The following is a 12223-nucleotide window of genomic DNA, read 5'->3' on the forward strand; positions in this document are numbered from 1 at the left end:
TGTTTGACTTTTAAGTTTTTAGGGGGTAGAGTAGGACACAGGAAATTTGAAAAGCGAATATGTTGTACCTTCTTATCAAGAGAGGTTGAGGGACTGGCCCTATGACACCTCGGCAGCGGAGATCCGGTTGGAGCTCTGTGCCAAATCCAGCAAGCGATGCTTGATAGATGAGAAGAGGCGAACTTGATCAATTCTGTCCTCTTCTTTATGAAGGGGCTTTTTATTTTCCTCCAAACATCACCCCATACTATTTTTATTCTTATCAAGAGAGGTTGAGGGACTGGCCCTATGACGCCTCGGCAGCGGACTCCGTTTGGAGGTCTGTGCCAATTCCAGCAAGCGAAAGCTTGGGAGATAAGAAGAGACCCTTGCTTGCCTATGTGCAAGTGTATGCCCTCTTCTGTCCCCCCAGGAGAGGGCTTTTCCTTTTTCCGGAGCGGGGTGCGTGGGTAGACGGGGTGGATAGCCCGCAGGGTGCGTGGGCGCAAAGCATTTTTCCCAAAAGAGAAAAGAAACAAGAATACATATGAAGACTAGGAGGCAGGCAGATGATTGAGTTTCAACAGGTGCGGAAGGTGTATGGCGAGGGCGGCGGGAATCAGGTTGCCGCGCTTGACGGGATTGATTTGAAGGTGAATACGGGGGAGATTTTCGGGGTGATCGGCTTCAGCGGGGCGGGAAAAAGTTCGCTGATCCGCTGTGTGAATTTGCTTGAGCGGCCGACTTCCGGGAAGGTGATTGTCGATGGGAATGACCTGACTTCCCTTTCGGCAAAAGAAGTGCGTGAGGTCAAAAGGAACATCGGGATGGTCTTCCAGCATTTCAATCTCCTGAATTCGAAGACGGTGTTTGCGAATGTGGCGATGCCGCTTATTCTCGCCAATACGCCGAAGGATAAGATTCGGAATCGGGTTTATGAACTGCTTGAGTTTGTTGGGCTTGCCGATAAGGCGGATAGTTATCCGGATCAGCTTTCCGGCGGGCAGAAGCAGCGGATTGGAATTGCGCGGGCGTTGGCGACGCAGCCGTCGATCCTGCTTTGCGACGAGGCGACTTCAGCACTTGACCCGCAGACTACGAGTTCCATCCTTCAGCTTTTGAAAAAAATCAACAAGGAATACAACATCACAATCCTGATTATCACTCATGAAATGTCGGTCATCAGGGAAATCTGTGATCGCGTGGCGGTCATCGAGGCAGGGAAAATCATCGAGCAGGGTTCAGTATTCGATGTGTTCTCAGCGCCGAAAACGGAGACTGCGAGGAATTTCGTGAGTTCGGTCATGAACGACCGCATCCCGGATTCGGTCAGAGAGCTGATTGAGCAAAACGCCGGGCTGCAGAAAGTGTACCGGATCAATTTTGTCGGCGATTCAGCCGGGCAGCCGCTCCTGTCCAGGCTTGCGAAAAAGTTCGACCTTAATGTGAACGTGCTGTTCGGAAATATTACCGAGCTGCAAGGGACGCCATTCGGCAACTTGATTGTCGAGTTCCAGGGAAGCGAGAAGGAAATCATCCGAGCGCTCAACTATATCCATCAGCAGAATGTCAACATAAAGGAAGTGAGAGCACATGCTAGTTAATTCGGACCAAATCATCGAGGCACTCATCGAAACGCTGCAAATGGTTGGATTTTCGCTATTGTTCTCGGCGGTACTAGGKATCCCGCTTGGCATCGCGCTCGTTGTGACGCGAAAAGGGCATTTGCTTGAAAATGCACCCGTCTTTAATGTTCTTAATGGCACTATCAACGTTTTACGCTCGGTTCCATTCATTATTTTGCTCGTGGCAATCATTCCAATTACGAGATTTATAGTCGGTACGTCAATCGGAACGGCGGCAGCGGTCGTCCCGCTCGTTTTCTACGCGGGGCCGTATATTGCGAGGCTGGTTGAGAATTCGCTTCTTGAAGTCGACCCCGGGGTGATTGAAGCGGCCCAGGCAATGGGGGCTACCCCGTGGCAAATTGTGTTCAGGTTTATTTTACCCGAAGCATTGAGCTCCCTCATCCTCGCGTTCACGATTGCGACAATCGGCCTGATCGGCGCTTCGGCAATGGCGGGTGCAATAGGCGGCGGCGGCCTAGGAGACCTGGCGATTACGTATGGCTACCAGCGGTTTGATACGCGGACCATGCTCATTACAGTCGGAATTTTGATTGTGATGGTACAGGGCCTGCAGTCGGCAGGAAATATTGCAGCAAAGAAAATCAGAAGACGATAATCAGGAGGAATTTTACCAATGAAAAAAATCGTATTAGCAATCCTTGTTCTTGTACTTGCAGCGTTTAGCGCGGCATGCTCGGACTCTTCATCCGCAAAGGGAGATAAAACGGTTAAAGTGAAACTTGGGGTCAGCGGCACGGATCACCGCGTATGGGACTTCGTGGCGGAAAAGGCGAAGAAGGAAGGCATTGACGTTGAATTCGTCACGTTCTCCGACTATGTACAGCCAAACCTTGCGCTCGCGGAAGGCGAACTGGATGCGAACTCCTTCCAGACCGTTTCGTATTTCGACGCGTTCATCAAGGAACATAAGCTTGATCTTGTGCCAATCGCGACAACGCAAATTGCTCCAATGGGCATCTATTCCGAAAAATACAAAGATGTGAAGGATATACCGAAAGGCGGCAAGATTGCGCTTGCCAATGAAGCAACAAATATGGGACGCGGCCTGCTGTTGCTCCAGGAAGCTGGTTTGATCAAGCTTGAGGAAGGTTTTGACGGCATTGGCTCCCTTGACAAAATTGTTAAAAATCCAAAGAAGCTTAAGCTTGTTCCGATGGTTGCCGGCCAGACGCCAAGGGTTATGCCGGACGTGGCCGCTTCGATTATCAATAACGGGATTGCCGTTGACGCAGGGCTGACGCCTCGTGACAATGCAATTTTCCTGGAAAGCGAAACTGCGACTCCTTATATCAACATTATTGCCGTACGCAAGGAAGACAAAGACAACAAAACCTTGAAGAGGCTTGCGGAGCTTTACCAGCAGGATGACACAAAGGAATTCATCGAAAAAGAATTCAAAGGCAACTCCATCCCGACTTTCGTTCCGCTTAGCAAAATTGGCTGGTAAGGTCGATAAAGCTTGCTGATGTTGGATGGGTCCCAGGAGCAGTATGGAGGTGAGTAGAGTTGAGTTGGGGCGGCGGTGAAACCGGGGATGGAGCCAGTGCCTCAGTTGGTTTTCGAACCTGAAACTCACTTTCAGCTTACTGTTGATTTAGCATATCGGGGGGAAAGGCCTTCTCCCTCTCCCCTATTTCATAGAGCACAAAGGAGGAAGTTAAAATGGCAGCACCGGCAAAATCGTTAACCGAATTGAAGTATGCAATCATTGAAAACATTGAGGCGAAGCGCAGCCTCTACATTGCGACAAGCCAGGCAATCCACGCCCGCCCGGAAATCGGCAATGAGGAGTTTTTCGCCTCCACCCAGCACATCAAGCTTTTGGAAGATGAGGGCTTTGAAGTGGAAATAGCTGTTGCCGGACACGAAACCTCCTTTGTCGCGCGGAAGAAATCAGCGAAGCAAGGGCCGGCAATCGCTTTCCTTGCTGAATATGACGCGCTTCCGGGAATCGGGCATGCTTGCGGCCATAACATCATTGGCACGACGAGTGTGGCCGCGGCTATTGCCTTGAGCAAGGTGATTGATGTAACGGGTGGCGAGGCCGTTGTGTTCGGCACTCCAGCCGAGGAAGGCGGCCCGAACGGCAGCGCGAAAGGAAGTTTTGTGAAGCATGGCCTTGTCGAAGGAATCGATGCCGCGCTTATGATTCACCCATCTGGCGAAACGAGGCTGACCTCTTCTTCATTGGCTGTTGACCCATTGGATTTTGAGTTTTTCGGAAAACCGGCCCATGCCGCCGCGTCACCGCATGAAGGGATTAACGCATTGGATGCTGTCATCCAGCTGTTCAACGGGATCAATGCACTTCGCCAGCAGCTGACCGATGATGTACGCATCCACGGAATCATCACACACGGCGGCGATGCGCCAAATATCATACCGGAATACGCAAAGGCGCGCTTCTTCATCCGCGCAGCGACAAGGAGCACCCTGAATGAAGTCACACTCAGGGTAAAAGCGGTCGCGGAAGGCGCCGCGCTTGCCACCGGTGCAAAACTGAACGTCATCGCCTTCCAAAATGAAGTCGATAATCTTCTATTAAATAAGACGTACGATGCAGTGTTCAAGGAAGTCATCGAGGATCTCGGAGAAACCGTCGTTGAGGGCGACCGCCCGGGACTCGGATCAACCGACGCCGGCAATATCAGCCAGGTGGTTCCGACGATCCATCCTTATATTAAAATTGGTCCGAATGACCTCGTCGCCCACACAGTTCCTTTCCGCGAGGCAGCCGCTTCGCCTAAAGGCGACGAAGCGCTGATCACTGGTGCGAAGGGGCTTGCCCTTACTGCGTTGAGGCTACTTACTGATGCTGAAGTTCTATCTGCAATTAAGGCAGAGTTTGCCCAGAGGAAAGCTGCTGAAACGAAATAAGCATTTTTAAATGAAAACCCGGCTTGCACATTGCGGCCGGGTCATTTGTCTAAAAGCCAAGAAATTTTCCCGTCCCAAGTTTCTTGAAATAATCAGGTACTACTTTTAAAACATACCTAAACGCATGAACGGTTCAATTTGCATTACAGGTGGCTGCTAGCCTTCTCGATAACCCTGTTCCGTTGGAAAATTTTTAATAGCACGAATGCAATTCCTGACCCGACGAGCGAACTGGTGATGAATGCTGGTATGAACCCGAACAAGCTAGCCTCCTGGCCAATGAATAAAGCAGCTATGGGGTAGCTTGCAATACCGCCGAGAATCCCTGTCCCAACCACTTCGCCGGCAAAGGCCATGCCTGCCTTTTTCGCCTTTGCAAAAAGATATCCCGCAAGCAATGCCCCAAGCATGCTGCCCGGAAATGCGAAAATCGAGCCCGTCCCCATCATGTTCCGCATGAGGGATACGCAAAATGCCTGGGCTACAGCATAGTATGGCCCCAGTAAAACAGCTGAAAGGACATTGATCAGATGCTGAATCGGAAAGGCTTTTACAATGCCAAGCGGGATATAAAACGTATGGCTCGTCAGCGTGCCAATTGCAACAAACATCGCAGTTATAGTCAGTTTCTGTGTTTTTCGCATAATGCAAGTCCTCCTTGCTCTACTTGGTTGGCCAGCTCCTGTGCAGCTTGGATAGGATTCTCGGCAAGGCTGATTGCTGATATGACAGATACGCCGTCCGCACCGGCCTTTATGACCGAAGCTGCATTGCCAACGGTTATCCCGCCGATTCCAACGATAGGCACTTCATATCCAGTGGCCCGCAATTGCTCAATCAACCCAGTGCCCCGCTCCGGCTTCGCATCCTCTTTTGTTTTCGTTGTAAAAACTGGGCCTATGCCAACATAGTCAGCACCAGCTTCGAGAGCGAGCCGCGCTTCCTTCTCGCTATGCACCGACACACCAAGGATTTTATCGCCAATCCTCTTCCTTACTCCGCCGGCCTCGGCATCCTCCTGGCCGACATGGACACCGTCCGCATCAAGTTCAATCGCCAGTTCCACATCATCGTTCACAATAAAAGGGATGTTGTGCGCTTTACAGATTTGGTGCAGCTTTCCGGCAAGTATCTTTTTCTCCTCTCCTTCCAGGGAACCCGTTCCTTTTTCGCGAAATTGAAACAGTGTAATCCCGCCAGCAATTGCTTCCTCCAAAACTACCTCCGGATCCTTCAGGCAGTTCATGCTGCCTGCAATAAAGTAAACCCTCAATAAATCTCTCATTCTTGCTGAATCAATCATAGGCATTTTCGATTCCCTCCTAATTTATAACAAGGCTCTCCCTCAGCCGGATAGTTTATCCAGCGAGAGCCCAGCACCTCTAACTATGTACTTCACATTTCAAGACCTGCATACGGTATTTTCATGCGCAAAAAAGCCAGGTCCAAAATACGGACCTGGCCTTTAAAGCAAAAGGAAATGAAAAACTGCCTCTCCTCTACTTTCCTACGCTGGTATAATCCAGATCAGGTCCGAAGGGTTAAGAAACATACCGTTCCTTTCTCAGCCAAAATTGGGCACCCCTAGTAGTCTCGCATTATGCAATTATCCTCATTTTATGGTTAAAATGGAAACAGGTAAAGGAAAACGCTTCAAGGCTACATGGGATAAGGTTGGAGAAAGGTGTCTATTTGCAAAAGGAGTTTTTTATAAATTGGGTTGCGGATGGAAGATGGATAGCATTCAGAAAACAACTTATGAATACAGGCTAGGCGGTACTTCCTCCTTTAATGGTGTGTGAAACCGTTTTGAGTTCGGCGAGAATTTTTAACAAAAATGGCCCAATTGGATTGTCCAACTGTATGGTGATAATATAGTCTTTGGCTTCTTGCAATTCCTGCTATCTAGAGCGTTATATTCGCATAAGCGCAAGGAAATTTCGAGTGTACGATTTCCCCTTGGAGAGGGATTTCTTTACTTCCCTCCTGTTCAAGGGTAACATTGGGTATAGTTACATATTCGCGAGACTACTAGGGGTGCCCTGTCGCGGGCTGAGAGAAAAACGCCGAGTTTTTTAACCCTTTGAACCTGATCTGGATGATACCAGCGTAGGAAAGTAGAGGTGACGCACTGCCAATGAAGAATGAAGGCCAGGCCCCTCTATGGGTCTGGCCTTTTTGCATCCCAAAACCTATTTCGGTATTCACCTTTTGTTCAGGAGTCCGACTGGATAAGTAATCGACTCTGATAAGGGGGAAATGACAATGGAAATAAAAGACCAAGTTGTCCTTGTGACCGGTGCAAGCCGGGGCCTTGGACGTGAGATTGCCCGTGCTTTTGCGCGGGAAGGCGCGAGGGTGATTGGCAATTATTTTAACAGTGGGGAGCTGGCGGAAAACCTTGTCCAGGAACTTGGAGACAGGGCTGTTGCTATTAGGGCGGATGTTCGTGACGCCGACCAGGTTAAGGAACTGTTCGAACAGGCAAAACAGCTACTTCGGCTCGCCGGTGACGACAATCGTCAATAATGCCCTCGTCTCTATCAAATTCAATCCTGTTAAAAATAAGGACGCTTTTTCAATCAGCTGGGAGGATTATCTCCTCCAGCTTGAAGGCGCGGTCAAGGCAAGCTTACATACTATCCAGGCAGGCCTTGAGGATATGAAGGAAGAGAATTTTGGCCGGATTATCAATATTGGGACCAACCTCGTTCAACATCCAGTCGTACCTTACCATGATTACACGACAAGCAAAGCCGCCCTGCTCGGCTTTACCCGGAATATGGCTGCCGACCTTGGGAAATACGGGATTACCGTCAATATGGTTTCGGGCGGGCTTTTAAAAACGACCGATGCGAGTGCCGCTACATCTAATGAGGTCTTTGAGCTGATCAAGGCTTCCACCCCGCTACGTAAGGTCACATCCCCTACGGAAATGGCGGATGCTGTCCTGTTTTTCGCTTCGCCATGGAGCCGGGCTGTCACCGGACAAAATATGATGGCTGATGGCGGCCTTGTGATGAATTAGGGAGGGGAAAGAGTTGAAACAGGAAATTTGCTCACTGTTGCTGAAAATTAGGGAACAAAATCCGCTGGTCCATAATATTACGAATGTCGTTGTGACCAATTTTACCGCAAATGGGCTCCTGGCTCTTGGGGTTTCGCCTGTAATGGCTTATGCAAAAGAAGAAGCGGCCGAAATGGCGTCCATTGCGGGCAGTTTGGTTTTAAACATAGGAACCTTGACTGCTCCCGCGGTTGATGCAATGATCCTTGCAGGAAAGTCGGCAAACAGGAACGGGGTGCCGGTCGTCCTTGATCCTGTCGGTGCCGGGGCAACAACGTACCGGACTGAAACCGCCCGTATGCTTGCAGAAGAACTCAGCATTTCCGTGATTAGGGGAAATGCTGCGGAAATCGCCAACATTGCCGGAGAACAATGGGAAATCAAAGGCGTCGATGCAGTCGAATCGAATAAAAATACCCGGGAACTGGCCGTGAAAGCAGCGAAAAAGCTGAACACTGTTATTGCGGTTACGGGCAAGGAAGATGTCGTAACAAACGGCATCGAAACCTTCACCATTCGCAATGGCCATCCACTGCTGACAAAAGTGACAGGCGCAGGCTGCCTCCTCACCTCTGTCATTGGCGCTTTCGCCGCGGTCGAGAAAAACACCTTAAAAGCTGCCGCTGCCGCTCTCGTTACGTACGGGTCAGCCGCACAACTCGCTGCTGAAAGCTTCCAAATCGAATTGCTGAATCAGCTTCACCATATAAATGTTGACGACCTTCTACGAATCAGTGCGTTTGACTATTATCAGGAGGAGGAATAAAGGATGAGAAAAGTGTTAACGATAGCCGGTTCGGACAGTGGCGGCGGAGCCGGGATTCAGGCAGACCTTAAAACATTCCAGGAGCTTGGCGTTTACGGGATGTCCGCCTTGACTGCCGTAACCTCCCAGAATACGCTTGGCGTCCAGGCGGTTTACCCGCTCCCCTCTGAAGCCACGGCCAGGCAACTCCAATCGATTGGAGATGATATGGGAACAGATGCCGTCAAGACTGGCATGCTCTTTGATGCGGAAATAATCCAAACCGTAGCAGGGAGCATCAAGTCTTATGGCTGGAAAAATGTCGTTGTCGACCCGGTCATGATTGCGAAAGGCGGGACTTCCCTTTTACAAAAAGAAGCCATCACAGCCCTTAAGGAGGAGTTGCTCCCACTCGCAATGGTTGTAACCCCGAATATACCGGAGGCGGAAGAGCTTGCCGGAATGGCGATTAAAACCGAGGAAGAGAAAAAAGAAGCGGCGCGAATCCTTCACGGCCTTGGTGCACCTTATGTTGTGATGAAAGGCGGCCATGATGAAGATAAGGATCAAGCCGTTGATATCCTTTTTGATGGCGAGGATTTTTTCCATTTTACCAGCCCCAGAATCCTGACAAAAAATACACACGGGACTGGCTGCACGTTTTCGGCTGCGATTGCGGCTGAGCTGGCGAAAGGCCATTCCGTTTATGATGCGGTTTCAACAGCGAAGCAGTTTATCCAGGCAGCGATTGAGGACGCCATCCAGGTCGGAAATGGCCATGGCCCGACAAACCACTGGGCGTTTCAACGGAAAAACCAATTGGCAGGAAAGCGCTGAGTTTGTGTGGCGGAAATCCATTTTTTAACAGGAAGGAGCTGCTCCTTCTCCACTTTCGTAATTGGCAAGTGGAAAGGAACAGGGACTGGCTGATGGAAGTGATAATGGGCTGGACTTTGCTATTCCAATTTACGAAAAAGGGACAGCTGCCTGATTGGGGTTTTCATGAGAGAATCTGGAGAAACTGGGGACGTATCTTCTGCTTCTTTCAATTTTCTGATTGAAGCGCTGGATCCGTCCCCTGCTTATTCTGATTGGTTAATTTCCGCCTGGCCATTTGAAGCTATTACCGAGCCTTGCGTGAGCAGCTTTTCCGGCGCAAGCGCAATTCCTCCGGATAACGACATCACTGAAACCATCAGTAGAACAACCAAATTCCTTTTTTCGTATGCAAATCTCCCTGCCAATGCGAAAATGAGGGCCAATACGATTGTCAAGGCTAGGCCGACGAGCCCGTACAAGACTAAAAATGAATAAAGATAGTTTAAGCCCGATATAGTTAATAAAAACAAAAACAGTCCGGTTCCAATAGTAAAAAGAACAATCAGCCATCCGGAGATTTTCGGCCTTTGAGGATAGTGGAAGTCCGGCTCGCTTCCCTTAACCGGGTTGCTATTGTTCCGTTTTGAGGGAGAGGTGTTACTTAGCAGCCATGTGCCGCACTCTTTGCAATAATTTCTGCAGTCTTCATTCTCTACCTTGCAAACCGGGCAAACATACCTGCTCAACTGGACCACCCTTTCTGCAATTTTTATACTATTCATCTAAAATCTTACTTTTAATTTCACTTGATTACCAACAAAATAATTCCTGTGAATTCCTAACTGAATTAAAATAAAAGAATAGGGACGGACCTATTGCTTCATTTGACGTCAAATGAAACGCTCGGTCTGTCCCTTTCTCTAATAAATTTCTGATTTGTTATATTCAATCCCGTTTATCTCTAACTCAAACCAATTAAACTCCCCGTCTTCTTCAAACCAGATGACGCTTGATTTCTCAGGGATTCTCCATCCATCAAACTCTTTAATCCCTTTGTATCGTCCGCCCCAATCGTTTAGTTGGTATTCGCCATCCACTTCCCTGTACCGCTTTCCTCTAAAACTGCTAATGTCGCCATCTTCATTGAATGTAAAGATCCCTGATACGGAGATTCCTTTATAAGTCATTGTCGCTTTGGCGGATTGGCCATCAATTGCTTCCCATTTTAGATAAGGACTCATGGCAGCGCTTGGAAACCACGGCATTTCTGCCAAAAAGCGCATCATGGTCCCCGAGTCAATCTCGGCACCGCTCTCATCCACCACCGGAAAAATAGAAAAGAGTTTGATTTTCATGGATCCTTTACCAGATTTAAAGCTATCAATGCCAGACAGGTGAACGAACGGAGCCATCTTCACGTCGGCTATCCAAACAAACCCCGGTTCATCCACCGTAAAGTATTGCTCCGCTTTCGTCGCCATCCACGGGCCATCTTTTTTCGTCCTCATTTGCCCTTCCTGTTTTAACCGGACTGTTTGAATCCTTTCTCTCCCTACTGCATTTGATTTGTGCAGCCACTTCTGAACCGGGGATGGAAGGTCTATTAGGTCATTATCAGTAATGGTTTCAGAACTCACTGCTTTTTGGTCGTTTAGTAAACTGTTCGCGCTTTCTTCCGCCTGTTTTATAAAAATTATTTTTGCGATTCTGGGGAGTACAATGAAAGCCAAGAGGATAATTGCAACGACAGCCAGCGAAACCAATTTCCACTTTTGCATGTGATACCCCTCCTCAAATAGGACGTTCAGAATTATCATAGCAAACGGAAAACCTTTCTTAAGCGACAAAAGTCATAGGAGGAGAGTGCGGACAAAAGGAAAGCTATGTTTCGCTTCTGGGGATGTACGTTTGTCTTATTTGAGAAATGAGCGTATTATCTGTTTCAGTGAAAATTCAAATGAAAAGCTGTGAAATACACGGCCTATCTTCTGTCTCACTCTTTCGCGGCTGTGATATTTGGCATATGGCTTTTCCTTGGCTTGTGCTACGGTTAGGGAAACCATTGAGATAAGGAGTGTGTGTGATGGGTTGCGGATGCTCGAGTTTGATTAATGGAAAGGCAGTTGTGGACCATGTGAAGGAAAAAGGGAAGGAAGGGCTTCCTCCTTTGACGGAGCATGAAATCCATTGTGAATGCGGCGAGGTCTTTACGCTCAAAACAGTCGTCATGAATTGCCCAAAATGTGAAATGACTTACGCGGTAACTCCTTGCAGCTCGGGTGACATTAACAACGTTAAACGCGCTGGCATCGCGTATGCATGAGAAAACTCCCTCCTGGTCCGGAGGGAGTTTTATTTTACAAAAAAGAACTAACAGGTGCATTGACTTGCCTTCATTTAGGTGTGGCAGGCGCGTGAATAGCTGCTTTATCGGTTTAAAGTTATTGTTAATCATATGTATGCGTTCAGCCTTCCCACGGGATTACCGTAAGTGCGGGCCATTTGCTTTTCCACTTAAACGCCTTCGCTTCATAAATTTCCTTTGTTATTTGGACCTTATTCGCCCTGACAATCATCCCAAACATATCGCCGAGCCCATAAGGCGCATAGACCGTGTAGGTGCCTTTTTCATCTTTTCGGATGCCGATTGCGGTCGCCGTTGTTGGCCATGTGTCAATTGCCGCCTCGAGCGACGTGTAGGGCTTGATGCGGTAACCGAACTTCTTTTCATACCACAAATGGACCCTCGCCTCGTTCTTGACGTCTATTTTAAAAGGAAAAGGTTGTAGCATGCTTTGAATTCTCGTTTCAATTGACTTTTCGCCTTCCTCGGTCAAATCATCCCCGTTAAAATAGACGATGTCCATGTCGCCGATTCCGTACTGCGGATGGTAGCCGGAAATCTCGTTCCATACCGCCTGGGTGACCGCGCCAGCACCTATGTAGTACTCCCCAAGAATATGATTGGCAGCCGAAAAAGCCTCCTGCAGCCATTTATTTCCCTCAACGATGCCGATTAGCTTTTGCCGCAAAGCCTCTTCTGTATGCGGTGAAATCTCATTTGTCCCGTTCAATTGATTTCCACTC

General features: G+C 48.7%; 12 protein-coding genes, 1 pseudogene and 4 riboswitches. Of the genes and pseudogenes, 8 read left to right on the forward strand and 5 right to left on the reverse strand.

What is annotated here, in order from left to right:
* Window positions 1–69: 69 nt before the first annotated feature.
* Window positions 70–174: riboswitch (SAM riboswitch) on the forward strand.
* Window positions 175–256: 82 nt separating this feature from the next.
* A riboswitch (SAM riboswitch) is annotated at window positions 257–361 on the forward strand.
* A 187-nt stretch (window positions 362–548) separates the two neighbouring features.
* From ADU24_RS16495 to ADU24_RS16510, 4 genes are all read left to right on the forward strand, one after another.
* Window positions 549–1583 (forward strand): methionine ABC transporter ATP-binding protein, encoded by a 1035-nt coding sequence (locus ADU24_RS16495; RefSeq protein ID WP_053367643.1) that lies wholly within the window; start codon window positions 549–551, stop codon window positions 1581–1583.
* Window positions 1573–2223, forward strand: a complete 651-nt coding sequence (locus tag ADU24_RS16500) for a methionine ABC transporter permease (RefSeq protein ID WP_053367644.1) — start codon at window positions 1573–1575, stop codon at window positions 2221–2223. The genes ADU24_RS16495 and ADU24_RS16500 overlap by 11 nt, the downstream gene beginning before the upstream one ends.
* Window positions 2224–2241: 18 nt before the next feature.
* The gene (locus tag ADU24_RS16505; protein ID WP_053367645.1) at window positions 2242–3075 is read left to right on the forward strand and encodes a MetQ/NlpA family ABC transporter substrate-binding protein; all 834 of its coding nucleotides are present in this window, start codon (window positions 2242–2244) and stop codon (window positions 3073–3075) included.
* A 215-nt stretch (window positions 3076–3290) separates the two neighbouring features.
* Window positions 3291–4505 carry a M20 family metallopeptidase gene (locus ADU24_RS16510; RefSeq protein ID WP_053367646.1) on the forward strand — a complete coding sequence of 405 codons (1215 nt, stop codon included), beginning with the start codon at window positions 3291–3293 and terminating at the stop codon, window positions 4503–4505.
* 143 nt (window positions 4506–4648) lie between these two features.
* Here ADU24_RS16510 and thiW read toward each other — a convergent pair whose 3' ends face one another.
* Together thiW and thiE are read right to left on the reverse strand one after the other, a co-directional pair.
* Entirely contained in the window at window positions 4649–5149 is a 501-nt protein-coding gene (gene thiW / locus ADU24_RS16515) for an energy coupling factor transporter S component ThiW (protein WP_053367647.1), read from the reverse strand.
* The gene (gene thiE / locus ADU24_RS16520; protein ID WP_053367648.1) at window positions 5128–5814 is read right to left on the reverse strand and encodes a thiamine phosphate synthase; all 687 of its coding nucleotides are present in this window, start codon (window positions 5812–5814) and stop codon (window positions 5128–5130) included. The genes thiW and thiE overlap by 22 nt, the downstream gene beginning before the upstream one ends.
* Window positions 5815–5992: 178 nt before the next feature.
* Window positions 5993–6101, reverse strand: a riboswitch (TPP riboswitch).
* Window positions 6102–6528: 427 nt separating this feature from the next.
* Window positions 6529–6638: riboswitch (TPP riboswitch) on the forward strand.
* A gap of 132 nt (window positions 6639–6770) precedes the next feature.
* On the opposite strand from thiE, the pseudogene ADU24_RS16525 reads away from it, so the two are divergent.
* The 3 genes and pseudogenes from ADU24_RS16525 (at window position 6771) to thiD (ending at window position 9154) form a co-directional block, all read left to right on the forward strand.
* Window positions 6771–7533, forward strand: a pseudogene (locus ADU24_RS16525) (3-oxoacyl-ACP reductase).
* Window positions 7534–7546: 13 nt separating this feature from the next.
* Complete coding sequence (gene thiM / locus ADU24_RS16530) at window positions 7547–8338, forward strand: hydroxyethylthiazole kinase (protein ID WP_053367649.1); 792 nt, start codon at window positions 7547–7549, stop codon at window positions 8336–8338.
* 3 nt (window positions 8339–8341) lie between these two features.
* Window positions 8342–9154: a bifunctional hydroxymethylpyrimidine kinase/phosphomethylpyrimidine kinase gene (gene thiD, locus ADU24_RS16535; protein ID WP_053367650.1), complete on the forward strand. Its 813-nt coding sequence runs from the start codon at window positions 8342–8344 to the stop codon at window positions 9152–9154.
* 245 nt (window positions 9155–9399) lie between these two features.
* Here thiD and ADU24_RS16545 read toward each other — a convergent pair whose 3' ends face one another.
* Both ADU24_RS16545 and ADU24_RS16550 read right to left on the reverse strand, forming a co-directional pair.
* Window positions 9400–9882 (reverse strand): hypothetical protein, encoded by a 483-nt coding sequence (locus ADU24_RS16545; RefSeq protein ID WP_053367652.1) that lies wholly within the window; start codon window positions 9880–9882, stop codon window positions 9400–9402.
* A 174-nt stretch (window positions 9883–10056) separates the two neighbouring features.
* A complete protein-coding gene (locus ADU24_RS16550; protein ID WP_053367653.1) occupies window positions 10057–10914 on the reverse strand; it encodes a DUF6544 family protein in 858 nt (285 codons plus the stop codon).
* A 305-nt stretch (window positions 10915–11219) separates the two neighbouring features.
* Here ADU24_RS16550 and ADU24_RS16555 point away from each other — a divergent pair, with 305 nt between their 5' ends.
* A complete protein-coding gene (locus ADU24_RS16555) occupies window positions 11220–11459 on the forward strand; it encodes a hypothetical protein (RefSeq protein ID WP_053367654.1) in 240 nt (79 codons plus the stop codon).
* Between the two features lie 142 nt (window positions 11460–11601).
* Here the strand turns inward: ADU24_RS16555 and ADU24_RS16560 are convergent, their stop codons facing one another.
* Complete coding sequence (locus ADU24_RS16560) at window positions 11602–12210, reverse strand: nucleotidyltransferase family protein (protein ID WP_053367655.1); 609 nt, start codon at window positions 12208–12210, stop codon at window positions 11602–11604.
* Window positions 12211–12223: the final 13 nt, after the last annotated feature.

This window comes from Bacillus sp. FJAT-27245 (genome assembly GCF_001273955.1).
Lineage (GTDB): Bacteria > Bacillota > Bacilli > Bacillales > Cytobacillaceae > Bacillus_D.

What these genes read in the sequence shown, in the direction of transcription:
- thiW (WP_053367647.1), bottom strand. Translation starts at nt 5,149, where the DNA reads ATGCGAAAAACACAGAAACTGACTATAACTGCGATGTTTGTTGCAATT.
- thiD (WP_053367650.1), top strand. Translation starts at nt 8,342, where the DNA reads ATGAGAAAAGTGTTAACGATAGCCGGTTCGGACAGTGGCGGCGGAGCC.
- ADU24_RS16555 (WP_053367654.1), top strand. Translation starts at nt 11,220, where the DNA reads ATGGGTTGCGGATGCTCGAGTTTGATTAATGGAAAGGCAGTTGTGGAC.
- ADU24_RS16505 (WP_053367645.1), top strand. Translation starts at nt 2,242, where the DNA reads ATGAAAAAAATCGTATTAGCAATCCTTGTTCTTGTACTTGCAGCGTTT.
- ADU24_RS16550 (WP_053367653.1), bottom strand. Translation starts at nt 10,914, where the DNA reads ATGCAAAAGTGGAAATTGGTTTCGCTGGCTGTCGTTGCAATTATCCTC.
- thiE (WP_053367648.1), bottom strand. Translation starts at nt 5,814, where the DNA reads ATGCCTATGATTGATTCAGCAAGAATGAGAGATTTATTGAGGGTTTAC.
- ADU24_RS16510 (WP_053367646.1), top strand. Translation starts at nt 3,291, where the DNA reads ATGGCAGCACCGGCAAAATCGTTAACCGAATTGAAGTATGCAATCATT.
- ADU24_RS16495 (WP_053367643.1), top strand. Translation starts at nt 549, where the DNA reads ATGATTGAGTTTCAACAGGTGCGGAAGGTGTATGGCGAGGGCGGCGGG.